Origin of the sequence: Avibacterium volantium (genome assembly GCF_900635775.1) — a bacterium.
Classification (GTDB): domain Bacteria; phylum Pseudomonadota; class Gammaproteobacteria; order Enterobacterales; family Pasteurellaceae; genus Avibacterium; species Avibacterium volantium.
The window spans coordinates 2,078,826-2,104,050 of sequence record NZ_LR134167.1; the positions used below are offsets into that span (position 1 = coordinate 2,078,826).

22 protein-coding genes and 1 rRNA gene are annotated in these 25,225 nt (G+C 41.9%); 7 read left to right on the forward strand and 16 right to left on the reverse strand.

Annotation, left to right across the window (positions count from 1 at the left end):
* Window positions 1–178: 178 nt before the first annotated feature.
* From ELZ61_RS09870 to ELZ61_RS09885, 4 genes are all read right to left on the reverse strand, one after another.
* On the reverse strand, window positions 179–880 hold the full coding sequence (locus ELZ61_RS09870; protein WP_126373312.1) for a LutC/YkgG family protein: 702 nt from the start codon (window positions 878–880) through the stop codon (window positions 179–181).
* Window positions 880–2,292 (reverse strand): LutB/LldF family L-lactate oxidation iron-sulfur protein, encoded by a 1,413-nt coding sequence (locus ELZ61_RS09875; RefSeq protein WP_103853442.1) that lies wholly within the window; start codon window positions 2,290–2,292, stop codon window positions 880–882. The genes ELZ61_RS09870 and ELZ61_RS09875 overlap by 1 nt, the downstream gene beginning before the upstream one ends.
* A gap of 1 nt (window position 2,293) precedes the next feature.
* Window positions 2,294–3,025 (reverse strand): (Fe-S)-binding protein, encoded by a 732-nt coding sequence (locus tag ELZ61_RS09880; RefSeq protein ID WP_126373315.1) that lies wholly within the window; start codon window positions 3,023–3,025, stop codon window positions 2,294–2,296.
* Window positions 3,026–3,100: 75 nt separating this feature from the next.
* Window positions 3,101–4,696, reverse strand: coding sequence for a lactate permease LctP family transporter (locus tag ELZ61_RS09885; protein WP_126373317.1), 1,596 nt, complete (start codon window positions 4,694–4,696; stop codon window positions 3,101–3,103).
* 295 nt (window positions 4,697–4,991) lie between these two features.
* On the opposite strand from ELZ61_RS09885, the gene der reads away from it, so the two are divergent.
* Window positions 4,992–6,536: a ribosome biogenesis GTPase Der gene (gene der / locus ELZ61_RS09890; protein ID WP_126373319.1), complete on the forward strand. Its 1,545-nt coding sequence runs from the start codon at window positions 4,992–4,994 to the stop codon at window positions 6,534–6,536.
* A 97-nt stretch (window positions 6,537–6,633) separates the two neighbouring features.
* Here der and tnpA read toward each other — a convergent pair whose 3' ends face one another.
* The 5 genes from tnpA to udk form a co-directional block, all read right to left on the reverse strand.
* Entirely contained in the window at window positions 6,634–7,098 is a 465-nt protein-coding gene (tnpA, locus tag ELZ61_RS09895) for an IS200/IS605 family transposase (RefSeq protein WP_126371153.1), read from the reverse strand.
* A 215-nt stretch (window positions 7,099–7,313) separates the two neighbouring features.
* On the reverse strand, window positions 7,314–8,504 hold the full coding sequence (locus ELZ61_RS09900; protein WP_126373321.1) for a sugar transporter: 1,191 nt from the start codon (window positions 8,502–8,504) through the stop codon (window positions 7,314–7,316).
* A gap of 57 nt (window positions 8,505–8,561) precedes the next feature.
* Complete coding sequence (locus tag ELZ61_RS09905; RefSeq protein WP_126373323.1) at window positions 8,562–9,872, reverse strand: hypothetical protein; 1,311 nt, start codon at window positions 9,870–9,872, stop codon at window positions 8,562–8,564.
* 3 nt (window positions 9,873–9,875) lie between these two features.
* On the reverse strand, window positions 9,876–10,460 hold the full coding sequence (gene dcd, locus ELZ61_RS09910; protein WP_126373325.1) for a dCTP deaminase: 585 nt from the start codon (window positions 10,458–10,460) through the stop codon (window positions 9,876–9,878).
* Between the two features lie 8 nt (window positions 10,461–10,468).
* On the reverse strand, window positions 10,469–11,110 hold the full coding sequence (gene udk / locus ELZ61_RS09915; RefSeq protein ID WP_103853449.1) for a uridine kinase: 642 nt from the start codon (window positions 11,108–11,110) through the stop codon (window positions 10,469–10,471).
* Between the two features lie 270 nt (window positions 11,111–11,380).
* On the opposite strand from udk, the gene ELZ61_RS09920 reads away from it, so the two are divergent.
* From ELZ61_RS09920 to fbpC, 4 genes are read left to right on the forward strand one after another with little or no spacing between them, the layout of a single operon-like run.
* Complete coding sequence (locus ELZ61_RS09920) at window positions 11,381–12,421, forward strand: ABC transporter substrate-binding protein (protein ID WP_126373327.1); 1,041 nt, start codon at window positions 11,381–11,383, stop codon at window positions 12,419–12,421.
* A 27-nt stretch (window positions 12,422–12,448) separates the two neighbouring features.
* The gene (locus ELZ61_RS09925; RefSeq protein WP_126373329.1) at window positions 12,449–13,477 is read left to right on the forward strand and encodes an ABC transporter substrate-binding protein; all 1,029 of its coding nucleotides are present in this window, start codon (window positions 12,449–12,451) and stop codon (window positions 13,475–13,477) included.
* 21 nt (window positions 13,478–13,498) lie between these two features.
* Complete coding sequence (locus ELZ61_RS09930; RefSeq protein WP_126373331.1) at window positions 13,499–15,559, forward strand: ABC transporter permease; 2,061 nt, start codon at window positions 13,499–13,501, stop codon at window positions 15,557–15,559.
* Between the two features lie 12 nt (window positions 15,560–15,571).
* Window positions 15,572–16,621, forward strand: coding sequence for a ferric ABC transporter ATP-binding protein (gene fbpC, locus ELZ61_RS09935; protein ID WP_126373333.1), 1,050 nt, complete (start codon window positions 15,572–15,574; stop codon window positions 16,619–16,621).
* A gap of 94 nt (window positions 16,622–16,715) precedes the next feature.
* Here the strand turns inward: fbpC and rsmC are convergent, their stop codons facing one another.
* From rsmC to ELZ61_RS09950, 3 genes are all read right to left on the reverse strand, one after another.
* The gene (rsmC, locus tag ELZ61_RS09940) at window positions 16,716–17,708 is read right to left on the reverse strand and encodes a 16S rRNA (guanine(1207)-N(2))-methyltransferase RsmC (protein ID WP_126373335.1); all 993 of its coding nucleotides are present in this window, start codon (window positions 17,706–17,708) and stop codon (window positions 16,716–16,718) included.
* 146 nt (window positions 17,709–17,854) lie between these two features.
* Complete coding sequence (locus ELZ61_RS09945; RefSeq protein ID WP_126373337.1) at window positions 17,855–18,361, reverse strand: DUF2301 domain-containing membrane protein; 507 nt, start codon at window positions 18,359–18,361, stop codon at window positions 17,855–17,857.
* Window positions 18,354–19,262 (reverse strand): helix-turn-helix domain-containing protein, encoded by a 909-nt coding sequence (locus tag ELZ61_RS09950; RefSeq protein WP_126373339.1) that lies wholly within the window; start codon window positions 19,260–19,262, stop codon window positions 18,354–18,356. The genes ELZ61_RS09945 and ELZ61_RS09950 overlap by 8 nt, the downstream gene beginning before the upstream one ends.
* Window positions 19,263–19,412: 150 nt before the next feature.
* Here ELZ61_RS09950 and ELZ61_RS09955 point away from each other — a divergent pair, with 150 nt between their 5' ends.
* Window positions 19,413–19,748 (forward strand): carboxymuconolactone decarboxylase family protein, encoded by a 336-nt coding sequence (locus tag ELZ61_RS09955; RefSeq protein ID WP_103853457.1) that lies wholly within the window; start codon window positions 19,413–19,415, stop codon window positions 19,746–19,748.
* A gap of 45 nt (window positions 19,749–19,793) precedes the next feature.
* Here ELZ61_RS09955 and tldD read toward each other — a convergent pair whose 3' ends face one another.
* The 3 genes from tldD to ELZ61_RS09970 all read right to left on the reverse strand — a co-directional run bounded on the left by tldD (window position 19,794) and on the right by ELZ61_RS09970 (window position 23,534).
* Complete coding sequence (gene tldD, locus ELZ61_RS09960) at window positions 19,794–21,242, reverse strand: metalloprotease TldD (protein WP_126373341.1); 1,449 nt, start codon at window positions 21,240–21,242, stop codon at window positions 19,794–19,796.
* Between the two features lie 132 nt (window positions 21,243–21,374).
* A complete protein-coding gene (rng, locus tag ELZ61_RS09965; protein WP_126373343.1) occupies window positions 21,375–22,850 on the reverse strand; it encodes a ribonuclease G in 1,476 nt (491 codons plus the stop codon).
* Between the two features lie 30 nt (window positions 22,851–22,880).
* Window positions 22,881–23,534 carry an IS1595 family transposase gene (locus ELZ61_RS09970; protein WP_126372815.1) on the reverse strand — a complete coding sequence of 218 codons (654 nt, stop codon included), beginning with the start codon at window positions 23,532–23,534 and terminating at the stop codon, window positions 22,881–22,883.
* Window positions 23,535–23,692: 158 nt separating this feature from the next.
* On the opposite strand from ELZ61_RS09970, the gene cmoB reads away from it, so the two are divergent.
* Window positions 23,693–24,577, forward strand: coding sequence for a tRNA 5-methoxyuridine(34)/uridine 5-oxyacetic acid(34) synthase CmoB (cmoB, locus tag ELZ61_RS09975; protein ID WP_126373345.1), 885 nt, complete (start codon window positions 23,693–23,695; stop codon window positions 24,575–24,577).
* Between the two features lie 511 nt (window positions 24,578–25,088).
* On the opposite strand, the gene rrf is transcribed toward cmoB, so the two are convergent.
* Window positions 25,089–25,203 (reverse strand): 5S ribosomal RNA (rrf, locus tag ELZ61_RS09980).
* Between the last annotated feature and the right edge of the window lie 22 nt (window positions 25,204–25,225).

A 25,225-nucleotide genomic window follows, 5' to 3' on the forward strand; every position in this document is an offset into this window, starting at 1 on the left:
AAAAAGTGCGGTGGTTTTTTGTTAAATTTTTAGCAAATTTCCACCGCACTTTTCTTATTACAAACTCTGCTATTCTTCCCCATTTTTTCTAAAGCAATCTTTACTAAACCTCAAACTCAGGTTAAACAAAAAAGCCGAACGGAAATCCATTCGGCTTGTTATCATCGATCACTCGCGATTAAGCAAGATCGTCAATCACCACATACACTTTGGTTGTTGGGCCGTGTACACCGACCACTTTAACTAGCTCAATATCCGCGGTGGAACTTGGGCCTGAGATGATGTTTACGCAAGATGGCATTCTTTCCCCTAACACGGCTTTGTCGTGCAGAATTTTGGCAAGCTGTGCCACTCGCGGTAAAACAAGGCTTTTACGCACCACAACAATGGATTTTTCTGGCAATAAGCTCACTGAACGGCCTTTGTCTTTGCCTGAAAATAGCACGACACCACCTGATTCAGCCAAGCCATATTCTGCATAGTTAATGCCGATATTGGCTTGTTCTGCGTGTTTTAAGTTTTCATCGCCATTTTGCGGTAACCAAATATCTGCATCATAATTGGCTTGTACATCTTGCGTAATGCCAAGTTGCGCTAAGCGTTCATCGCCTGTAAGGATAATTGGCCCACCACCATATTTTTCGCAGGCAGAAAGCACCGCACTTTTTGCTTCCGCTTCATTGGTTTCGATCACATCAACCATCATTGCTTTTGCCGATTCAATAAAAGTTTGGCATAAGGCTTGCGGATCAAGATCGGTTAAACGCGTTGTAGCGTAATCATTTAGCGGCGCAGGCATTGGCTCTGGCACAAGCTGGCGTGGACGCCCCATTCTTTCCGCAAGTTTGTTTAGGAAGTTTTCTCTATTTTGTGCGTCCATTATTTTGCCTCTCTTTTGTTAAACCATTCACGGAAACTCTCGCCATCAGCACTTGGCAGATCGCGCGCTTTTGTCCATTCGGCCAATGCGCCAAATTCAAGCGGTGCTTTACCATTTTTGATGAATTTGCTTGCCACTTTCGCACCCACATTCACGCCCACTTTCCATAAGGTTGGGTGAGAGTTGGCAAAGTTGAAACCAAAGATAGATAAACGCTCTGCGGTTGGTGTCATACCACTTTGGGCAATATGCTCACGGTGTTTTAAGATGAGCTGTGCCAATGGAATTTTCACTGGGCAAACGGAGTTACAGGCAGTACATAACGAGCAGGCATACGGCAATTCTTTGAAGTCTTCATAACCGCCTAATAATGGTGAAATCACCGATCCGATTGGGCCAGGATAAATTGAGCCATAGCCGTGTCCACCAATTTGACGATAAGCTGGACAAGTATTTAAGCACGCACCACAACGAATACAACGCAACACTTCTTTAAATTCGCTTTCAAGAATTTTAGAGCGTCCGTTATCCACGATAACCAAATGGAATTCTTCAGGGCCGTCCGTTTCACCCGCAAGACGTGGGCCAGTGAGCCAAGTGTTATAACCGGTTAATTTTGCCCCTACGGCACTTCTGGCAAGCATTGTGATTAACACGTCCACTTCTTCAAAAGTGGGTGCAATACGCTCCATTCCCATTACTGCAATGTGCGTTTTTGGCACGGTGGTAGCAAGACGTAAGTTTCCCTCGTTGGTAACCAAGCAAAGGCTACCTGTTTCAGGCACAGCAAAGTTACACCCACTCACGCCTATGTCTGCTTCTAAGAAATCTTGACGAATTTTTTCACGAATGAACAAGGTCATTGCTTCTGGCGTTTCTGGGCCGTCATAGCCTAATTTTTCGTGTAAATCTTTACGAATTTGATGGCGATCTTTGTGAATGGCTGGCACCACGATATGAGAAGGGCGATCCCCGGCAATTTGTAGGATATATTCCCCTAAATCCGTTTCAATCACCTTGATACCTTCGGCTTCCAGCACTTCGTTCATACCAATTTCTTCGGTTACCATTGATTTAGATTTCACGATTTTTTTGGCATTTTTCTCAAGAGCAACTTGGCGAATATAATTGGTGGCATCTTCTGCGGTTTCGGCAAAATACACTTTTCCGCCATTTTCCGTCACTTTTTCGCTTAATTGATATAAATAGGCATCAAGATTAGCTAAAACGTGGTTACGAATATGTTTTGCTTCATCACGCCATTCTTCCCAATGGCCAAGCTCGTCCACCATTTTTTGGCGATTTGTGCCGATGCGTTCTTGCGCCATTACAATGGCTTTACGCATAATATCGTTGTGAATTTCATTATCCACACGTTTTTTAAATGCAAGATTGCTGGTTTTTAATGACATCTTATTTTCCCTCCTGCATTAATACTTCGGCAATGTGCATCACTTTCACTTTTTTGCCTTCACGACTTAAACGTCCGCCAATATTGAGCAAACAACTGACATCAGCTCCAATTAAATAATCAGGGTGAACTTCCGTGATATGTTCCACTTTTTCCGTTACCATTTCGCCAGAAATTTCCGCCATTTTCACCGAGAATGTTCCACCAAAACCGCAACAGGTTGTTTGGTTGTGAATTGGCAATAATTCTAGCCCTTTCACATTTTGTAATAAGGTTAAAGGCTCATTCACAATGCCTAATTTACGGCTTAAGCTACAAGATGGGTGATATACCGCTTTTCCTGTTAAAGTCGCGCCCACATTGGTTACGCCTAATTTATTGACGATAAAATCCGTTAAATCATAAAAACGATCGGCCACTTTCTGCGCGCGCTCTGCCCATTCTGGCTCATTAAAACGGTTAAAATATTCAGGGTAGGTTTTAATCGCGTAAACACAAGAACCCGCAGGGGCAACGATCGGATAATCATTGACTTCAAAGGTTTCTACCAAGTTTTTCATTCCAGCTAAGGCTTGTTTGGTATAACCACTGTTCAGGGAAGGCTGACCGCAGCAACCTTGTTTTTCAAGGAAAACGATATTACAGCCAAGCTTTTCTAGTAATAATACGGTGTTTTTTGCAACGCCTGCTTTTACCACATCAGCGATACAAGTAACGTAAAAATTTACGTTCATAAATTACTCCAACATAATCAAATAGAAATGAGAAATCAGGCAAAGTTACCTCTGCCTGATTTGTAATAATTCACACTAAACGTTAAAGAAAAGTGGAATAATAAAGAGTGCAACAAGTGCGGCAATAATACCATAAACGATCATTGGAACGATGGTTTTCTTAATGATTGTGCCTTCTTGTTTATCAATATTTAATACCGAGCTTACCGCAACGATGTTGTTGATACACACCATATTCCCCATTGCGCCGCCGACAGATTGCAAGGCAAGAACAAGGGTTGCAGAAAGACCAGTAATTTCCGCAGTGGAAAGCTGAACACTACCAAAGGTTAAGTTAGAAACGGTGTTTGAACCAGAGAAGAACGCACCCACCGCACCTAAGTAAGACGCAAATAATGTCCAATATTCGCCTGTGGCTTCCGCAAAACTTCTACCGATGATTTTCACCATTGAATTATCGCCGCCCACAAGCATTAAGTTCACCATAATTAATGCACCAACAAGGGCTAAGAATGGGTTGCGAGTTTGTCTTAAGCTGCCCATAAAAATATCTTTGGTTTTGCTTGCCGATAATGCGAATAATGGGATTGAAATTAATACCGTTACCACAAATGGAATTAATGCTGGCACATAAAGCAATTTATAGCTTGCATTCACCGATGTACCAAAAATTTGTTTTAAGCTGAAAATTAAACCGTGGCTAATTTCAAATAAACCTAATGAGCCTAATTGTACGCTAAACCAAGTTGTCGCATCGTTCATCATTGCTTTGAATGGCAATTGTTGTAAACGTGTCACAATTAAAATCGCAATTAATAACCCTGTTGGCAATAAAGCTTTCACTACTTGCCCTGTGCTTACTGCATTATCGTCAAGGTTATTTTCTACTTTGGCTAAACCAATGCCTTTATTTGCTACAAACACAGACACCAATAAACCAATTGCACCACCCACTAATGATGGAAATTCATAGTTCACTTGAGCCAATAAGAAATAAGGTACAACACAAGCGAAAATACTGATATAAATAAACACAAGGTTTTTACGAATTTCGCTCCAGCCTACGATTAAACGTAACGCCATTAATGGAATAATTAATGCGGCAAAAGAGTGAATAAGCGCTGACATTGAACCAATTTCAAGAATTTGGTTATCCGTTAAATTTAATGGGCCGAAACCAAACCAAGTTGGTGTCCCTACCGCCCCAAAGGAAACGGGTACAGAGTTCATAATTAAGGCAAGCATTGCCACTTTTAATGGTGGGAAGCCTAAGCCCACTAAGATCGGCGCAGCAATCGCTGCTGGTGTCCCGAAGCCACTTGCGCCCTCAATCATAAAGGCAAATGCCCAACCGATAATCATAATTTGTGCAACAGGGTTTGGATTAATATTACCTAACCACTTACGCAACGTATTCGTTGCACCTGAGATTTCAGAAAAACGGTTAAATAAAATCGCACCGAAAATTACCGTAATTAGTGTTTGAACCGCCACCAATGCGGCTGTTACATTGGCGCTCACGATAGCAATATCTGTGCCAAAGAAAATAAATTGAATAATTAAGACCACTACCGCAATCCACGGCAATGCAACATAAGATGGCAACGCATTGCGTTTTACCATTAAATAAATTAATAAAACAATAGGAAAAATACTAAGAAAAAGAGCCATACAAACTACTCCATCAATAATTAATGTTATGACTTAAATGAGAGCGCCATTCTATGCTGATTTAAACGTTTTAGTAAAACATTTGTTAAGAAATTATGACAACGATCACAAAAAATTTTAACATTTCGCTAAAAATACTTCCTTATGGTTAGCCTTTAGCCAGTCTGAGAAGTCATTTCTCATTAAGGGCAAAATCCGCTATAATTAGCCAATTTTACAAAAAACTTATTATTTTTTCACCGCACTTTGCTTTTGCTGTGAAAGAAAATTTGCCCTAACGAATATAGAGGTTTTTATGACAACTCCCGTAGTTGCCCTTGTGGGTCGCCCAAATGTGGGAAAATCCACTTTATTTAATCGCCTAACGCGCACCCGTGATGCCCTTGTAGCCGATTTCCCCGGCTTAACTCGCGATCGCAAATATGGCCAAGCCAATATTGCTGGCTATGATTTTATCGTGATTGACACTGGCGGTATTGACGGCACAGAAGAAGGCGTAGAAGAAAAAATGGCAGAGCAATCCTTGCTTGCCATTGAAGAAGCTGACATCGTGTTATTTCTGGTGGACGCACGCGCAGGGCTGACTTCCGCCGACATTGGCATCGCCCAATATTTACGCCAACGCCAAAATAAAACCACCGTGCTGGTTGCCAATAAAACAGACGGTATTGATGCAGATTCTCATTGTGCGGAATTTTATCAGCTTGGTTTAGGCGAAGTGGTACAAATCGCCGCCTCGCAAGGCCGTGGCGTGAATGCCTTAATGGAACAAGTGCTTGCGCCACTTGCTGAACAAAATGCTGAAAAAGAGGCTGAGCAAAACCAAAGTGCGGTGCAAAATAACGAAGAAAATCAGGAAGATGAATGGGATCACGAATTTGATTTCAACAACGAAGAAGATGGCCAGCTATTAGATGAAGCCCTTGCGGAAGAAGAAAGCGAACAAGAGCAAAACATCAAAATTGCCATTGTAGGCCGCCCGAACGTAGGGAAATCCACCCTCACTAACCGCATTTTAGGCGAAGATCGCGTGGTGGTTTACGATCTCCCCGGCACAACACGTGATAGTATTTCCATTCCAATGGAACGTGATGGTCAGCATTACACCATTATCGACACCGCGGGCGTACGTAAACGGGGAAAAGTGCATTTAACGGTAGAAAAATTCTCTGTGATCAAAACCTTACAAGCCATTCAAGAAGCCAATGTGGTGCTACTCACCATTGATGCGCGTGAAGGCATTTCCGATCAAGATCTTTCCTTGCTCGGCTTTATTCTCAATGCAGGGCGTTCTTTAGTGATTGTGGTGAACAAGTGGGACGGCTTAGATCAAGAAGTCAAAGATCGCGTGAAATCAGAATTAGATCGCCGTTTAGACTTCATTGATTTTGCTCGCGTCCATTTTATTTCTGCCTTGCACGGCAGCGGTGTAGGCAATCTTTTTGATTCAATTAAAGAAGCCTATGCTTGCGCTACGCAAAAAATGACGACTTCAATGCTCACGCGTATTCTGCAAATGGCAACAGATGAACATCAACCGCCAATGGTTAGCGGTCGCCGTATTAAATTGAAATACGCTCACCCTGGTGGCTATAATCCGCCAATTATTGTAGTACACGGTAACCAAATTGACCGCTTGCCAGATAGCTATAAACGTTATTTATCAAACTATTACCGCCGTAGCCTGAAAATTATTGGCTCGCCAATTCGTTTGATTTTCCAAGAAGGCAGCAATCCATTCTCGGGCAAACGCAATAAACTCACGCCAAATCAGCTGCGTAAGCGTAAACGTTTGATGAAATTTATTAAGAAATCTAAAAAAATAACAATCCGCACGTAAAACGTGCGGTTTTTAGGCTACCCTATAAGGGCCTAGGACTTCACATGCCCCTCAAAGGGCATGTGAAAAACTGACAACCGCACAATAACTCTATGGATTACCCCTTAAAGGGGTCTACATATTCTTTCTTCGATAAACTATCTGAAATCATATCTTCCTTCTCTTGATTCCTGATATATTCTTCTACTACCTTCGTATTTAGACCCACTGTACTTACATAATACCCTTTCGCCCAAAAATTCCGACTTCCATACTTATATTTTAAATTCGCATGTCTTTCGAATATCATTAGCGATGACTTCCCTTTCAGATAACCCATAAAACTCGATACTGCCAATTTCGGGGGGATCTTGACTAACATATGAATATGATCTTTCATCGCATGTGCTTCTAGGATTTCTACATTTTTGTAAGTACATAACTGCCTTAAAATACCGCCTATATCTACTCGTAATTTTCCATAAATTGCCTTTCTTCTATACTTCGGAATAAAGACAATATGATACTTACAGTTCCATCTTGTATGTGATAGACTTGAATCGTCATTGGATTTACTTGCCATGACTTATCCTCCTATATTCTGAATTTTGGTTGTCAGCCTTATTCATTATAGGAGGACTTTTTTATTCTGTTCACCGCTTAAGCTCTTTGATTCCATACGCATAGCGTATGGTTTTTATAGCTAGACTTTGTCTAGCTATAATAAAAATAAAGGCGATTTAATATCGCCTTTTTTATTACCCACATAAAAACTTTCTATTTTTCCACCGCACTTCATTATTGCACGGCTTGTAGCGGTAAATGCCGATAGCGTAGATGAATCGCCAAAAACAGCATAATGCTAACCAAGGCAAAAATACCGCCCACCATTCCAATATAAGACAGCCCCAAATGTTGCATTACTTGGTTGCCGAGCAATGCGCCGCCGCCAATACCAATATTATAAATGCCTGAGAAAATCGCCATTGCAACATCCGTGGCATCTGGCGCGAGTTGTAAAATGCGAATTTGCAAGCTCAAGCCAATGCTTGCAATGCCAATGCCCCACAATAGCACCAACGGATAAGTAAAGGAGGAATGGCCTTTTAATAGCACTAAAGCAAAGAGTGAAAGGGCAAGGCTACCCATTGCAATCAGCAGGAATTTTGCTGGCCCAACGCGGTGAAAACGGCTAAATAGCATACTGGCGATCATTCCTGCGCAGCCAAACAGCAATAAAATCAAGGTGGTTTCCGTTGGGGCGATGCTCACTTCTTGAATCATAAAAGGTTCAACATAGCTGTATGCGGTGAAATGGGCAGAAATCACAATGGCGGTGAGAACAAATAACCCCACCAACAGCGGACGTTTGAATAATAGCGGGACACTTTTTAATGTGCCGGCGTTTTTGCTCACTAAGTGCGGTAATAATTTATACAGAAAAATCAATACGATAAATGCCACTACGCCAATCACGCCAAAGGTGGTGCGCCAACCAAGCCATTGGCCGATAATACGCCCTAACGGCAAGCCTAACACCATAGCCAAGGCGCTGCCCATTGCTAACAGGCCGAGCGCTTGTGCTTTTTTATCTTTTGGCGCAAGGCGAACGGTGAGCGAAGCGGTGATCGCCCAAAATACCGAATGAGAAATGGCAATACCAATACGAGAAATCAGCAACACTTGGAAACTCCACGCCACACAAGACAAAATATGGCTCACAATAAAGAGCATAAACAACTTAATCAACAAACTACGTCGTTCTAATTTCGCGGTGAGCAGCATAAAAGGCAAGGAGAGCAAGGAAACAATCCACGCATAAATGGTGATCATTAGTCCAGTTTGGCTAACTGGCATTTGGAAACTTTCGGCAATATCGGAAAGCAACGCCACAGGGATAAACTCAGTGGTGTTAAAAATAAAGGCGGAAAACGCCATACAAATAACACGCCATAATTTTACACGGCGAACAATTTTGGGAGATAACATTTTAAATTAGGGTTAGCAAAAAAGCTGGCTATTCTAGCACAGAAGTTTAGATTTTACTCAGCGAGAAAAGCGTTGTTTGAATAAATCTTTGAGTTGTTTTTTTAAGCCTTGAGTGGACTCAATTTTATATTGAGGCGAATAACAATCACCGAAAAAATGTAATGGCAACCGGAAGTTTTGATATTTTTTCTCACGCAAATTGAGATTAACGAGAAAATCACATTGTTGGCTAGCTTGCTCCACCGAGCCTTCACCCACGAGTTGAAAATAAGGATCGCGCAATTGTAAATTCTGCCATTGCATTTTTTGCTGATCCCAGATTAATTGCGCATTAAGCTGCTCAAAGGGGGAATCCATATTTTGCAATTGTTCCGCATCATAATTAATCGGCAAACGTTGTGCCACAATGGCTAACAAATTCACATTTTTCACCTTACCATTGGCGATTTGTAAGCTGGCCTGCCCTTGCTCAATTTGTTGATCAACAAGTGCCACTTCCCCTTTTAATTGCGCCTGTCCCGTTGCTAGCACCGGCAACTTAAACAAGGCAAGCCATTGTTCTATAGCGATATTTTGTGCGGAAAACTGAACGCGATCGGGTTGTTGATAAAATTGGAAATCAACATTTCCTTGCGCTGCTAAGGTAAGTTTACCATTGATAAAGTGCGGTTGAAATTCAAGCAGAATTTTGCCTTGAGAAAAGGGAACTTGGTTAATGCTCAAATCCGTGAAATCAAGCTGATAGTGGTTCGTTTCGCCTTCCATTTCATTGCGTAAATGCCCTTGTTTTAACTGCAGCGCCATTGTTTTCACATCACCATAAAGGGGGCGTTCAAACTGCCATTGCCCTGTAAGTTGTTCAAACACTAAGCCATTATGAGAAAGTTGCACATTGCCTTGCAACTGGATCTGGCTTGCTACGCGTGTTGCCTGCGCGCTGAACGCCATTTGCACTGGTTTCTGTAAATTCAATGGGGCATTTTGTGGTAAGGCATTGAGTAAATGGGCAATGTCCTGCCAAGAAAGTGCGGTGGGTTTTAGGCTAAAATTTAGCCTTTGCCATTGGGAGTTGCCAATATTTCCGTTATGTAGCTGGATTTCATTGAGCTTAAGATCACCGCCGAGCAATGCTGTGGGATTGAGCTCAAGCACAATTTTTTCGAAAAAAAACCACCGCGCTTTTTGTTGGAACTTAACATTATGTAAGGATAATTGAGTGGGGAAAAGCTGGCTTTCCACTTTTGCCACTTGGATATGCTGTTGCGCAAGGCGTTCCGAAATCTGCGCTGTTAAGCGGGATTTCTGCCAAAAAAGAAAACACAGCCCCACGCACAACAGTGCGATTAGCCATAGTGCTTTCTTTTTCATTGTTTATTTATCCTTATCAATACGGCTGGCCACCGCATTTTGTTGATCTTTATATTTGGCATCTTGACGACGGTTATAAGGACGGCTCGCCTCACCACTCAGTACTTCAAAACTGAGCGCGCCAATCACCATTTTAGGACGTAATGCTAAGGGAAGTTTTCCTGAATTGTAAAATTCTAATACAATGCGCCCATTCCAACCCGGATCGATACGGTGTGCCGTAACGTGTACCATTAAGCCTAATCGCGCAAGGGAAGAGCGCCCATCTAGCCAGCCGATAATATTAGCAGGCAAGGATACCGCCTCAAAGGTGGTGGCAAGTGCCAGTTCACCAGGGTGAAGGAAAAAGGCTTCGCCATCATCAATGAGAATTTCATCGCTCATTACCGCTTCAAGTTGCGCAGAAACTTCTTCTTTAGGTCCGCTTAAATCAATGTAAGGTGCGGTATGCTCACGAAACACACGGAAAGAATTGCCCAAGCGCACATCAACGGTCGCACCATTGATTTTGTCGTTATCTGGGCGCGGCGTTAAGCTGATAATGCCTTCATCTAAATAACGTTCAATGTCGGTATCACACAATCTCATTTTGCCCCCTATTTGCTTTTCAGCAGGTGTCTAATTTGTGCTTTTAACATATTGATTGCAATACGGTTTTTCCCACCGCGTGGAACAACAATATCGGCATATTGTTTAGACGGTTCAATAAATTGTAAGAACATTGGACGCACTGTAGCACGATATTGATCCACCACCGATTGCAAAGAACGCCCACGCTCTTCCATATCACGTTTTAAACGGCGGATAAAACAAATATCTAACGGCGTATCCACGAATACTGAAATACTCGCTTCTTGGCGAATGCGTTCGTCCGTGAGCAACAAAATGCCTTCTAAAATAATCACTTTTTTCGGTTTGAAATGAGTGGTTTCGCCCGTGCGCGTATGTTCCACATAGCTATAAACGGGAATATCTACCGCCTGCCCTGCTTTTAAGGCGCGCAAATGTTGTAACAACAAATCACGATCCATTGAATTTGGGTGGTCATAATTGGTTTTAATACGCTCTTCAAAAGCAAGGTGGGTTTGATCTTTGTAGTAGCTATCTTCGGAAATAATGCCAATGTCTTCGCAACTTAGCTCATCACGAAGTTCTTTATGAATGGTGGAGGCAATAAGGCTTTTTCCTGAGGCGGAAGCCCCTGCGATAGCGATAATGATGCAATCTTGATCTGACATAATATGGCTCAACTAGACGAGTTACAGTGATTTTAGAATTATAAAGAAAAATTTCGCTTTTTTATAGGGCTGTTGATAATTCATTTTGCATTTGAGCTATCTACAGCCTCTAAGAATTTCACCCTTTTGACGAAATAAAACGAAAGAAATCTCTCATTTTGTGAAGTGGTTCACAGCATTTTTTACTCCATTCGGATAGGATTAGGTTCATTTAATTTAGATTAATCAATGATCTAGGCGATTTTCCGCCAAACCATAAGGAGTACCACAATGAAATGTAAAGCAATTTCTCTCGCAATTTCCACCGCACTTGCCACTTCTGCCTTAATCTTCAGTATGCAAGCGCAAGCCAAAGGACGCTTGGTGGTATATTGCAGCGCCACAAATGAAATGTGTGAAGCTGAAACCCAAGCCTTCGGCAAAAAATATGATGTGAAAACCTCTTTTATCCGTAATGGTTCAGGCAGTACCTTTGCGAAAATTGAAGCGGAAAAGAAAAATCCACAAGCTGACGTGTGGTATGGTGGCACGCTCGATCCACAATCTCAAGCCGGCGAACTTGGTTTATTAGAAGCCTATCGCTCGCCAAATGTCGATCAAATTATGCCAAGATTCCAAGATCCTGCTAAAGTTAAAGGCAACTACACCTCCGCCATTTATATGGGGATTTTAGGCTTTGGGGTAAACACGGAACGCTTAAAAAAATTAGGTATTACAGAGGTGCCAAAATGCTGGAAAGACTTAACCGATCCACGCTTAAAAGGCGAAATTCAAGTGGCTGATCCACAAAGTTCAGGCACTGCGTACACCGCCATTGCTACCTTTGTGCAATTATGGGGCGAAGATCAAACCTTTGATTTCTTCAAACAACTTCACCCAAATATTTCCCAATATACCAAATCGGGCATCACCCCTTCACGCAATACAGCCAGAGGTGAAACCACAGTAGGAATTGGCTTCCTACACGATTACGCCCTTGAAAAACAACAGGGCGCGCCAATTGAATTAGTCGTACCTTGCGAAGGCACAGGCTATGAGCTCGGCGGTGTGAGTATCTTAAAAGGTGCGCGTAACTTAGATAATGCTAAATTATTCGTGGATTGGGCATTATCAAAAGAAGGCCAAGAATTAGCGTGGAAAAAAGGCCGCGCTTTCCAAACGCTTACCAACACCACCGCCGAACAATCGCCAACTGCATTTGATCCAACCAAACTTAATCTCATCAATTATGATTTTGAGAAATACGGTGCATCAGAAGAACGCAAACGCTTGATTAACAAATGGGTTAATGAAGTGAAGTTAGCACAATAATTTAGCGTTGTCATAGTGAGGTGGGTAATGAAAAAAGTAACGTCCAATCTAATTTTATCTAGTCTATTATTAACAGGATTAAGTCTTTCTAATATGGCTTTCGCTGAAGGGCGATTGGTGGTTTATTGTAGCGCGCAGAATATTGTATGCGAAAAGGCAGTGCAAGGATTTGCGAAAAAATACAATGTAAAAACTTCCTTTATTCGTAATAGCTCTGGCAGTACCCTTGCCAAAATGGAAGCTGAGAAAAATAATCCTCAAGCAGATGTTTGGGTTGGCGGCCCTTTTGATACCCACCTCCAAGCAGGTGAATTAGGCTTAATTGCATCTTATGATTTCCCGAAACGCAATGAAGTAATGACCCAATTCCAAAAACTTGGCAATGGAAAAAGTTCTATTATTTATATGGGTGTTTTAGGTTTTGGCGTTAATACAGAACGTTTGAAAAAACTAGGTATTACTGAAACACCAAAATGCTGGAAAGATCTGTTAGATCCTCGCTTAAAAAATGAAGTACAAATTGCTGATCCACAAAGTTCTGGCACAGCTTACACCGCCATTGCAACTTTTACGCAACTTTGGGGAGAAGATAAAGCCTTTGATTACTTAAAACAAATCCATCAAAATATTTCACAATATCCAAAAGCAGGAACAGCCCCATCACGCAACACAGCAAGGGGCGAAACGGCGATTGGTATCGGTTTTTTACAAAATTATTCTTTTGAAAAACAGCAAGGTGCGCCCATTGAGCTTGTCGTACCTTGCGAAGGCACAGGTTATGAGCTTGGTGGCGTAAGCGTTATTAAAAATGCGCGTAACTTAAAAAATGCACAATTATTTGCTGATTGGGTAATGTCAAAAGAGGCGCAAGAATTGTCGTGGAAAGAAGCGCAATCTCATCACGTTGCCACAAACATTAATGCCGAGCCTTCACCTTACGCACTCAAACCTGCTGATTTGAATTTGATCGATTATAATTTTGATAAATTTGGTTCAAACGAAACACGCCGTCATCTTATTGACAGATGGGTGAATGAAGTAAAATTGGCGAAATAATCGGTGTTTCACGGAGATGTTATGAAAAAGCTGTCACAGATGTTTAATAGTCGCCTATTTTGGATTTTGCTCGCGTTGTTGGGCTTTATCTGTTTGCCTTCTATGGCGTTGTATTATGGTTTGGCGGAATCCACGCCTGATGAAATTTATGAAGCAATGGGCTGGGCGAGCTTTAATTTAAGTTGGTTTTGGTTTGCTGCATTAGCCTTTGTGCCAATTCTGTCTGCTGTTTTCAAAGGGAAAGGGGAACGACAGCAAGGTCTGGCAGAATTTCTGGCGGTGTTGGCAATTTTCCTATTTGTGTTTATTTCTGCCACAATAGAAAAATTCAATCTTGGTTATTCTGTTTTTGTCCTAATGTTGAGCCTGATTGCCCTTGCCACTCAAGGCTTGGCAAAAATGAAGGAGGTGATGCAAGGGGATAAATTCATCATCGCCTCGCTCATTAGCATTGTCTTGCTGATTTTCTTTTTTATTGTGTATCCCACCTTGGCGATTTTTATCTCGATGTTTTATGACAACGGGGAATTTGTGCCAAGCCAAGTAATCAGCATTGTGGAAAAACCTTACATCATTCGGATTATTGGTAACTCCCTTAGTGTAGCAATTACGGTGGGCATTTTAGCCACATTATTTGGTTTGATTTTTGCCCTTTACACCACACGCATTGCCAAACGCACCGCCGTGATCGGAAAGATTTTTTCCATTTTGCCGATTGTGACCCCGCCTTTTGTGGTGGGGTTAGGGGTAACCTTAATGCTTGGGCGTTCAGGTTATGTTACGGAATTTTTAGTGCAATATTTTGGTTTTAATAGTAATTGGCTATATGGTTTTACAGGAATCATTATCGCCCATACCCTTGCGCTAACCCCAATGGCCTTTATGATTTTAGAAGGGGCGTTAAAATCCATTCACCCGTCTATTGAAGAAGCGGCATATACGCTGCGTTCAAACCGCTATCAAGCCTTTTTCAATATTATTTTCCCCCTACTCAAACCGGCGCTTGCCAATGCCTTTTTAGTGGTTGCAATCCAATCTTTAGCCGATTTTAGTACCCCACTTGTGCTAGGTGGTAGCTTTGATGTGATTTCTTCGCAAATTTATTTCTACATTGCAGGCTCGCAGCTAGATTACGCTTCTGCCAGCACCTTAGGCAGTATTTTGCTGATCTTCTCTTTGGCGATTTTTGTGATCCAATATTTATGGATCGGCAATCGCTCTTATGTTACCGTTTCAGGCAAATCCTATCGTGGTGATGTGCAAGATTTGCCAAGTGCGATGAAATTTTTCATTATTTTTACCCTTGGTTTCTGGGTGCTGTTTAATGCGGTGCTATACGGCAGTATTTTCTACGGCAGCTTCACGATGAACTGGGGCGTGGATTACACCTTCACCTTTAAACATTATCTCACCTTATTCGGACAAGGCTTTAGTGACGGCGCTTGGCCATCACTTATTCATACGGTGATTTTTGCCGCCACCGCCGCTCCAATTACAGCGATTTTTGGCTTATTGATTGCCTACATCACCGTGCGCCGTGATTTTAAAGGCAAGAAAACCCTTGAATTTTTAACCTTACTTTGCTTTGCCGTACCGGGAACGGTGGCGGGGGTTTCCTATATTCTTGCCTTTAACAATGCGCCAATTTATATCACGGGAACAAGCATCATCATCGTGCTTTCAATGGTAATGCGTAATATGCCTGTGGGTATGCGTGCTGCTGTGGCGGGTTTAGGACAGCTTGACAAATCCCTTGATGAAGCCTCGCTTTCGCTTAAAGGCAGCTCGTTAAAAACCATTTGGTATATTGTGTTTCCACTGCTCAAACCTGCGTTGCTTTCCGCTTTGGTAACCAGTTTTGTACGCGCAATGACTACGGTCAGCGCCATTGTCTTCTTAGTTACCGCGGATACAAGGGTTGCCACTTCTTATATTCTAAACCGCGTGGAAGACGGCGAATACGGCGTTGCCATTGCTTATGGCTCAATTTTAATCGTGGTAATGATGGCAATTATTTTGCTATTTGACTGGTTGGTGGGCGACACGCGAATTGCTCGTTCTAAAGCGAAAAAAATGAATTAATAGGTTGTAAAAATGAAGAATAATGACTTTTTAGTTTTAAAAAATGTGACCAAATCCTTTGGTAAAGCGGTGGTGATCGATGATCTGAATCTTTCCATTAAACAAGGCTCAATGGTTACCCTGCTCGGGCCTTCTGGTTGCGGAAAAACCACCGTGCTACGCCTTGTAGCAGGGCTAGAAAGCCCTACTTCTGGGCAGATTTTTATTGATGGAGAAGATGTCACCAAATCTTCCATTCAAAATCGTGATATTTGTATCGTGTTTCAGTCTTATGCGCTGTTCCCGCATATGTCCATTGGGGATAATGTGGGCTACGGTTTGCGTATGCAGGGCGTGGGATCAGCAGAGCGCAAGCAACGGGTTAAAGAAGCCTTGGAATTGGTGGATTTGGCGGGCTTTGAAGATCGCTATGTGGATCAAATCTCAGGTGGTCAGCAACAACGTGTCGCTTTGGCGCGTGCGCTGGTGCTAAAACCTAAAGTACTATTGTTTGACGAACCACTGAGCAACCTTGACGCGAATTTACGCCGTAGTATGCGTGAGAAAATCCGCGAGCTGCAACAACGCCTTGGCATCACTTCCCTTTATGTTACCCACGATCAAAGCGAAGCATTCGCCGTGTCTGATGAAGTGATCGTAATGCACAAAGGTAAAATTATGCAAAAGGCTTCTGCAAAAGAACTTTATCAGCACCCTAACTCGTTGTTTTTAGCGAATTTTATGGGGGAAAGTAGCATCTTTGACGGCAAACTTGAAAACGGCACGATAACAGTTAATCAATATGCGTTCACCTTGCCAAATGTGCAATCCTTCGGTTTGCCAGACGGAGAATGCTTAGTCGGCATTCGCCCTGAAGCAGTGCGCCTTTCGCAACAAGGCGATGCGGCTCAACGCTGTGAAATTCAAAGCGCGGTATATATGGGCAATCACTGGGAAATTGTGGCGCAATGGGGCGGCAAACCGCTACTCATCAACTGCCAACCTGATAGTTTTGATCCTGCTATCAAGCAAGCCTATGTGCATTTTGCTGACTATGGCGTGTTCTTGCTGAAAAAAGAATAGCTCGTTTAGTTACAATGGCTTACAACAGCCGATTAAAAAAGTGCGGTGGAAAATTTGTTAAAATTTAGCAAAAAACCACCGCACTTTATTTATCTTAATAATGCACTGAGTACACTTTAAATTTATTGGTTTTGGCTAACACTTGATGCGAGCCAAAATGCTGATCCAACAAATCTGCATAAGGTAAAAAAGCATTAGCCACAATGCGCAGCTCTCCCCCTTCGTTTAAATGCCATTTAGCTTGCTGAATAAGCTCAGACACAGCGCGAAACGCAGTATCCACGCCATCGTGAAAAGGCGGGTTAGAAATAATCAAGTCAAACTTGCCTTCTATTTGTGAAAATACATTACTTGCTAACACATCTGCTTCAAGCTGATTTTCTGCCAAAGTGCGCTCTGCAGATGCGATAGCTAAAGCGTGAATATCCGTCATCACAAGATTCACACTTGGATTATGCTGTTTAATATAACTTCCAATCACACCAGCACCACAACCGACATCTAGCACACGACCTTTGATCGGAGGATCTAATGTAGAAAGCAATAATGCCGTTCCCACATCTAATTCCGCCGCGCTGAATACCCCCGGCAAGCTAAAAATCGTCAGCTCACCAAGTTGCTTGTGCTGATAAGATTTCCAATATTTGGCTAAATCAAAGTGCGGTAGATTTTTCAAACAAAAATGATAAAGCCCACAACGTCTTGCGCTATCAATTTTGCCAATCTCACCAAACGGGGAAAGCATTTTTTCCGCCGAACGCACGCCACTGCGATTTTCGCCAATAATCAACACTTCTTGCTCAGGCGTGCATTGCGATAAAAGCTGCATTAATTGCAACTGATTTTCTTGTTTGTTTTTTGTCCAATAATAAACGATTAAATCGGCCTTTGGCACAAAATCTACGGAAAAATCCACCGCACTTTTGTTTTCGGCATAGTCAAAATACCACGTCCAGCAATGAACTGATTGCGCTTTGTTGCGTAATTGCTGTGGAAAATCATCATTCAATGCCCCAGCAAATAATACATTTCGATTTTCAAATAAAGAAAGATGGCGTTCTAGCACTTGGCTTTCAGGTGAAATCACGGTTTTATCCTACTCATAAAAATATCAATAAAATCCTACTTTGATAAAAGTAGGAATGAAACTGCTGAATTCTATAATGCGAAATCAGTCAAGACAATAATCTCTTTGTAAATAAAATTTATCTCAGCATTTCATTTTGTTGGCTATTAAATTTGATATTTGCCCTTATCGCCAATATCAAAATGTAGCGGCATTCGCCATTTTTGGATCGCAAGCACGGCAAAGAGTAATCCAGAAATAACGGATAATCCATTGAGAAGTAAAGAATAATTCAGCACTTTTGCAAACCACAATAAAGCAAGAAAAACAGGTTGCCAATTTAATCCCCAAATACGAAAACAAAAATATTCTTTAAATGCCAAACCGCCAAGTGTCAGCAAAGCGCCGCCCATAGCCAGTTGCGGCATTCCATATAAATGGCATAACAATGCCGCCCAAGTGGCAAATTGCAGTAGAAAACGGATATTTTTCAAATAAATATGTAATGATGAAGCACAACATAACGCCGCACTGAGTAATCCTAAATAAGCCACCTCTGGATAATAAGGCAAAAGCGCTGTCATTATTGCCGCTAAGACAAAACCTAAACGATAAATGATGACGGTAAAATAATCACACCAATCCATCGGTGATTGAATATGTGGATCAGCCATCTGTTTCTCCTTGTTTACGATATTGATTTGGCGAAATGCCGTAATATTGCTTAAAGACGCGGCTAAAATAAGCCTCTGACTGATAGCCAATATCCAAAGCAATGGTAAGAATGTTTTTCTGCGTTGTTTTTAATAGCATTGATGCCTGCTGCATACGAACTTGGGAAAGAAATTTCCCGGGTGTCGTATCCATTTTCTTTTGGAAAACGCGAATAAAATTGGCGCGCGACATATTCGCTATTTCTGCCAAGGTTTCCATATTCCAATTTTTCTCTGGATTCTGCAAAATTGCTCGCACCGCTACCGCTAAACGCTTGTCCTGTAGCACCGCGAGCAGCCCCATTTTACTTTCGTGCTTTTCAATATAATGCCGTAAAATGTAGGAAAATAGCACCGATGAAAGGGCATTAATAATAGATCTGCCTGCAAATTGCGCTTTCCCTTCGGCTTCAATACGGAATAATGCAACAAGTTGCTCAATCGGCGTTTGATACATCGAAAAATGCAAAATATGCGGCAGAATTCTGAATAAAATAGACTGCTTATCGTAATAAAACGCCCCACAGAACATTTCAAAATCACTTTTTTCTACACCATTGCTCGCCACTTGAAATAGTCCATTTTCACGCTTATCAATTAAGGTTTGTATATTTTCTGCAAATTTTCGGCTTTGAATATAGTGCAAATCCCCCTCAGGCAAAAAGAAAATATCTCCCGCTTTCAGCAAAATTTTTTCTTTATTGACAATAACTTCACACTCACCGCGCACAATAATATGAAAAACGCCCATATTTTGCCCCGCACTTGGTTGTAGCGACTGCCAATCCCCCTGAAACAAACAATGGGTGTGAATTTCTCCTTCAATTTGAGCCAGTTCAATTAAATGATCCAAAATATCCAATGCTTTCTCCTTGTGCTAAACCAGCATCATAACGTATTTTGTTAGACTTTTTTAACCAAAACTTGAGATGATTTTGCAAGATAACTCTAACAAATCATCTCATAATAACACAAGTTAAACAGCTATGATTTGATTAAATAGGAGTAAACAATGTTTAAAGACTGGAAACAAGAAAAGGCCCACGTTAAACAATCGTTCGGTGAACTTGGCAAAAAATACCCGAAAATGCTACAGGCATATGGCGCATTATCAAGTGCAATGGAAGCCTCCGCACTCGATGCCAAAACCCGTGAGCTCATTGCTCTTGCCGTTGCCGTAACCACACGCTGCGAAAGCTGCATTGCAGTACACGCAGATGAAGCTGTCAAAGCAGGCGCAACGGAAGAAGAAGTTGCCGCAGCATTAGCTACGGCAATTGCCCTCAACGCTGGCGCTGCCTATACTTATTCATTAAGAGCTTTAGAGGCGTTTAACGTTAATAAATAATTCATAAAAACCTAGTGATAGTGCTAGGTTTTTTACAAAAGTAAACTAACTCGTCCCACCCACCGTAATTTCTTCAATTTTTAATGAGGGTTGGCCGACCCCAACGGGGACGCTTTGACCTTCTTTGCCGCATACGCCAATGCCGTGGTCGATTTCTACGCTGTCGGCTACCATTGAGATATTTTGCATCACTTCAATGCCGCTGCCAATAAGGGTTGCGCCTTTGACTGGTTTGGTGATTTTGCCATTTTCAATTAAATAGGCTTCGGAGGTTGAGAACACGAATTTGCCTGAAGTAATGTCCACTTGGCCGCCACCAAAGTGCGGTGCAAAAATGCCACGATCTACGGAAGCAATCAAATCGTCAAATTTACTTTTTCCTTCAAGCATATAAGTATTGGTCATTCTTGGCATTGGCAGATGAGCATAACTTTCACGGCGACCATTGCCCGTAGGCGCAACGCCCATTAAGCGCGCATTCATTTTATCTTGCATATAGCCTTGCAAAATACCGTCTTTAATCAATACGTTACATTGGCTTGGCACGCCTTCATCATCAATGGTGAGCGAGCCTCGGCGATTTGGCAATGTGCCGTCATCAACAATGGTGCAAAGCGGTGAAGTTACCAGCTCGCCCACTTTGCCCGTAAATAAGGAACTTTCTTTACGATTGAAATCCCCTTCTAAGCCGTGTCCGACCGCTTCGTGCAATAGCACGCCCGGCCAGCCTGCACCAAGCACAACAGGCATTAATCCAGCAGGTGCTGGGATTGCATTAAGATTCACCAAAGCTTGTCGCACCGCTTCTTTAGCAAACGCCACTGCGCGCATTTCGCCGTTGTCTATCTCAAAGAACCAATCTAATCCAAAGCGTCCGCCACAGCCTGCTCCACCACGCTCACGCTTGCCATCTTCTTCCACCAAAATAGAAATAGATAAACGCACTAAAGGACGAATATCCGCGGCTAATGTGCCATCAGTGGCAGCAATCAACACTTCTTCATAAATTGCGCTTAAACTGGCGGAAACCTTGGTAACACGTGGATCAGCCGAACGCGCAGTGCGATCCACCAGATGCAATAATTCAATTTTCTTTTCTTTACTAAGGCTTTCCAGTGGATTAATCGCCGCATAGCGTTGCACCGCAGAAACTGGTGTGAACGGCTGTGGTAAAATAAAACTTTGCTGCGTAGGCTGCGCAATGCCTTTCACTGCATTGGCACATTGCTGCAGACTCGCCAAGTTAATTTGATCCGCATAAGCAAAGCCGGTTCTCTCACCACTCACCGCACGCACGCCCACACCGCGATCAATATGGAAGCCGCCTTCTTTAATAATGCCGTCTTCTAATACCCAGCTTTCATCTTGGCTAAGCTGGAAATATAAATCCGCATAATCAATATTGCGGTGATCCATTAGGTTAAACACATTCATTAAATCTTTCGTTGCCAACTGACTCGACGCAAGTAGGGATTGGGTTACTTTATTTAGCATTGTTTTCTCTGTAAATAATTAAGGGGCGAACAAGCCTGCTCGCCCTAGTTAAAAAATATCTAAAATTTCGACCGCACTTTGTTCTGCCTTAATCTATCTTGCAAACAAAGTGCGGTGCTTTTTGGTGAAGTTTTACATTACTACCACATCAAACTGTTCTTGGTGGTAATACACTTCGGTTTTTATTTGAATTTGTTTACCAATGAATACTTCTAATTCTGCCACGAGTCCGTGGCTTTCTTCGTTGATCAAATAATCCGCCACGGCTCTTGAAGCATACACCACAAATTTTTCGCTGTCGAAAAGATGATGTACGCGGATAATTTCACGCATAATTTCGTAGCAAATGGTTTCTACGGTTTTCACCCGTCCACGTCCGCTACATTCAGGGCATTCATCACATAGAACGTGTTCTAAACTTTCGCGGGTGCGTTTGCGTGTCATTTCCACCAAACCGAGCTGAGTAAAGCCGTTCACACTGGTTTTTACGCGATCTTTCGCCAGTGCTTCTTGTAAGGATTCCAGCACGCGGGTTTGATGCTCTTCTTTTTGCATATCAATAAAATCAATGATGATAATGCCGCCGAGATTGCGTAGCTGAAGCTGTTGTGCAATGGCTTTGGTGGCTTCAATATTGGTATTGAAAATGGTTTCTTCAAGGTTACGATGCCCTACGAATGCTCCGGTATTGATATCAATGGTGGTCATTGCTTCCGTTTGTTCGATAATGAGATAGCCGCCCGATTTGAGATTAACACGCTTGTCTAATGCGGTATGAATAGCATTTTCCACCCCATAGACATCAAACAGAGGTTGCTTGCCTGAATGCAACATTAACTTGTCCGTCAAACTTGGGATAAATTCTTCGGTGAATTGCTTCACTTCATCAAAGCAAAGATGGGAATCAATGCGGATTTTTTCTAAATCGACTCCAATAAAATCACGCAAAATACGCTGCGGAAGCGCAAGTTCACCATAAAGCATTGAACGTGTTGGATATTTTGCGCGGCGCTCCATTACCTTACGCCATAAGCGTTTTAAAAATTCGGCATCTTGCAACAGATCTTCTTCTCGCGCCCCTTCCGCCGCAGTACGAATAATAAAGCCGCCTAATTCATCGCAAAACGGCAATACCAGATCTTTTAAGCGCGCACGTTCTTCTTCGCTTTCAATCCGTTGCGACACGCCAACGTGGCTATTTTCTGGCATAAACACGAGATAGCGAGAAGGTAGCGTAATATCCGTGGTCAGCCTTGCGCCTTTCGTGCCAAGGGGATCTTTCACCACTTGCACCACAATATCTTGCCCTTCACGCACAAGCTCCGCAATGTCTTTGACGATGAACTGTTTTTTCTCGTTTTCATCTACACATTCTGTGTGCGAAACAATATCAGAAGCGTGCAAAAAGGCCGCTTTTTCCAAGCCAATATCCACAAAAGCCGATTGCATTCCGGGCAGCACGCGCGTTACTCGCCCTTTATAAATATTGCCAACAATGCCGCGTTTGGCTTGGCGTTCGATATGCACTTCTTTCAAAATCCCCGTATCCACAAGGGCGATGCGGGTTTCACTTGGCGTTACATTAACTAATAATTCTACGGTTTCCATATTAATCTTAGGGGCTGTAGTAGATTAGCCCTAAATTTCACACCATTTTCGCAATATTTTTAACTGCTCTTTTGGTGTCCCAAAGTTAAACCGAAATTCACATTCCTTCAAGAATAAAGGAAAGTTTTTTCGGTTAATTCCATTATATTTTCGCAGTATCCGCTTCGCCTGATTCCAAAAATTTTCAATGCCATTAATATGATTTTGTTTCACCGCAAATAGCTCGGAATGATTGATTCGTTCGTGGTGAAATTCACTCACATCAAGCGCATCATAACTGCGATAAGTGTCCGTATGAACCCAGCTATCAGGCTTGATTTTTCTTTTAATAACAGGGAGTAATGTTTCATTCTTGGTGTTTTCAACCACAACAGTAAATACCTTTCCTTGTCGTTTTAGTAACCCAAAAACAGCAACTTTTCCAGCCGCTCCTCGTCCTCGTTTTCCCTTTCGATGACCACCAAAATAGCTTTCGTCTAGTTCAATTTCCCCCTCAAAAATCTCGTTAACTTCAAGGGATAAATGATAGCCAATCACAAGCCTGATTTTATGGTAGAACAAAGCGGCTGTATTCGGTTGAATATCTAGCAAATTTGCTGCCGTTCTTGCAGTAACTTCTGCGACAAAAAACTCAAGCAGTTTTTTCTGTATGGATTTCTTTAATTTACAATATGTTATCTTCATTTTTGTAGTATAGCATTGTTGCTAATCTACTACAGCCCCTAATCTTATTTACTTATTTTTCTGCTGGCTAGTCTAGCGAAAAGGGAAATAGAATACAGGTAAAATATGACCTTTCTCAAATTTTAACCATTTCTTTTGGAATGTTCAGTTTATAAATTATGATCGATTTTCGTCCTTTTTATCAACAAATTGCAACCAGCCCGCTTTCTGCTTGGCTCGAAACCTTACCCGCTCAACTTAAACAGTGGGAAAAGCAAACCCACGGCGATTACGCTAAATGGGCAAAAATTGTGGATTTTCTGCCTGATTTGCACGCCAATCAGATTAATTTAAAAAGTGCGGTGCAATCTGAGGGCGATGTTGAACTCAGCGCAGGCGAGCGTCAGCGCATTATTTATCATCTCAAACGATTGATGCCTTGGCGCAAAGGGCCTTATCATCTTTATGGCATTCATATTGATTGTGAATGGCGTTCTGATTTCAAATGGGATCGCGTGCTGCCACACCTTGCCCCACTCAAAGATCGCGTAATTTTAGATGTGGGCTGCGGCAGTGGTTATCATATGTGGCGAATGGCGGGCGAAGGCGCAAAAATGGTAGTCGGCATCGATCCTACTGAATTATTTTTATGCCAATTTGAAGCGGTACGTAAATTACTAAATAATGACCGCCGTGCCAATTTAATTCCCCTTGGCATTGAGCAAATGCAACCTTTAGGTGTGTTTGATACTGTGTTTTCAATGGGTGTGTTATATCATCGCAAATCGCCTTTTGAACATTTTGCACAATTGAAAAATCAGCTAAGAGCTGGCGGTGAATTGGTACTTGAAACCTTAGTGATTAATGGTGATGAAAACACCGTGCTTGTGCCGCAAGATCGCTACGCCAAAATGAAAAACGTGTATTTTATCCCTTCGGTCAACGCCTTAATTTTATGGCTAGAAAATGAAAGCTTGATTGATTTCCTTGCTCCAAACGATCATAGCAAAACCATTGAAGGCTACCCAGCACCAAAAAGAGCGGTGATTTTGGCGAATAAATAATTAGAAAAAATACCGCTCTTACAATAATGCAAAAATATAAATAAGAGTGAAAATGCTTCGTTCTTATTTATCGCTTGCTAAGGCTCTCTCTTAAAAAGCATAAAACCAAAGTGCGGTGTAATTTTGCCAGATTTTTCTTATATATTTTCTAAGTACATCTATATACTCATTTAAATGATACTTATAGCTACTTGAACTTTCTCGAAGCCAACTTATTTAAATAATTCTGCCTTAATATTAAATAAATGATAAAAATAGGTATATTCAGAAAAGTAAAATGGGATATATAAAGTACAAAAAGTCTAATTAGGTTCTTTTCCCAGCTTTTCCCTAACTAATAACATCTAGAACCAAGATAACTGAAAGTAAACGAGAAGATAAATTAAGATAGACAAATATTAAATTAACCGAAACAAGACGCCCCAAAATAAAACCCAAAATAGGAGATATAAAATAAAACAAATAAAAAAACGCCACTGAGTTCCTCAATGGCCTTCTTCTCTCATTCAATACCTGGCGGTGTCCTACTCTCACATGGGAAATTCCCACACTACCATCGGCGTTACAGCGTTTCACTTCTAAGTTCGGCATGGATTAGGTGGGTCCACTGCACTTTCGCCGCCAAGATAATTCTTTGTATTCTTTACA

Bases quoted from the DNA above. Each gene is read 5' to 3' on its own strand.
- ELZ61_RS09870 (WP_126373312.1), bottom strand. From the start codon at position 880: ATGGACGCACAAAATAGAGAAAACTTCCTAAACAAACTTGCGGAAAGA.
- ELZ61_RS09875 (WP_103853442.1), bottom strand. From the start codon at position 2,292: ATGTCATTAAAAACCAGCAATCTTGCATTTAAAAAACGTGTGGATAAT.
- ELZ61_RS09880 (WP_126373315.1), bottom strand. From the start codon at position 3,025: ATGAACGTAAATTTTTACGTTACTTGTATCGCTGATGTGGTAAAAGCA.
- ELZ61_RS09885 (WP_126373317.1), bottom strand. From the start codon at position 4,696: ATGGCTCTTTTTCTTAGTATTTTTCCTATTGTTTTATTAATTTATTTA.
- der (WP_126373319.1), top strand. From the start codon at position 4,992: ATGACAACTCCCGTAGTTGCCCTTGTGGGTCGCCCAAATGTGGGAAAA.
- tnpA (WP_126371153.1), bottom strand. From the start codon at position 7,098: ATGGCAAGTAAATCCAATGACGATTCAAGTCTATCACATACAAGATGG.
- ELZ61_RS09900 (WP_126373321.1), bottom strand. From the start codon at position 8,504: ATGTTATCTCCCAAAATTGTTCGCCGTGTAAAATTATGGCGTGTTATT.
- ELZ61_RS09905 (WP_126373323.1), bottom strand. From the start codon at position 9,872: ATGAAAAAGAAAGCACTATGGCTAATCGCACTGTTGTGCGTGGGGCTG.
- dcd (WP_126373325.1), bottom strand. From the start codon at position 10,460: ATGAGATTGTGTGATACCGACATTGAACGTTATTTAGATGAAGGCATT.
- udk (WP_103853449.1), bottom strand. From the start codon at position 11,110: ATGTCAGATCAAGATTGCATCATTATCGCTATCGCAGGGGCTTCCGCC.
- ELZ61_RS09920 (WP_126373327.1), top strand. From the start codon at position 11,381: ATGAAATGTAAAGCAATTTCTCTCGCAATTTCCACCGCACTTGCCACT.
- ELZ61_RS09925 (WP_126373329.1), top strand. From the start codon at position 12,449: ATGAAAAAAGTAACGTCCAATCTAATTTTATCTAGTCTATTATTAACA.
- ELZ61_RS09930 (WP_126373331.1), top strand. From the start codon at position 13,499: ATGAAAAAGCTGTCACAGATGTTTAATAGTCGCCTATTTTGGATTTTG.
- fbpC (WP_126373333.1), top strand. From the start codon at position 15,572: ATGAAGAATAATGACTTTTTAGTTTTAAAAAATGTGACCAAATCCTTT.
- ELZ61_RS09945 (WP_126373337.1), bottom strand. From the start codon at position 18,361: ATGGCTGATCCACATATTCAATCACCGATGGATTGGTGTGATTATTTT.
- ELZ61_RS09955 (WP_103853457.1), top strand. From the start codon at position 19,413: ATGTTTAAAGACTGGAAACAAGAAAAGGCCCACGTTAAACAATCGTTC.
- tldD (WP_126373341.1), bottom strand. From the start codon at position 21,242: ATGCTAAATAAAGTAACCCAATCCCTACTTGCGTCGAGTCAGTTGGCA.
- rng (WP_126373343.1), bottom strand. From the start codon at position 22,850: ATGGAAACCGTAGAATTATTAGTTAATGTAACGCCAAGTGAAACCCGC.
- ELZ61_RS09970 (WP_126372815.1), bottom strand. From the start codon at position 23,534: ATGAAGATAACATATTGTAAATTAAAGAAATCCATACAGAAAAAACTG.
- cmoB (WP_126373345.1), top strand. From the start codon at position 23,693: ATGATCGATTTTCGTCCTTTTTATCAACAAATTGCAACCAGCCCGCTT.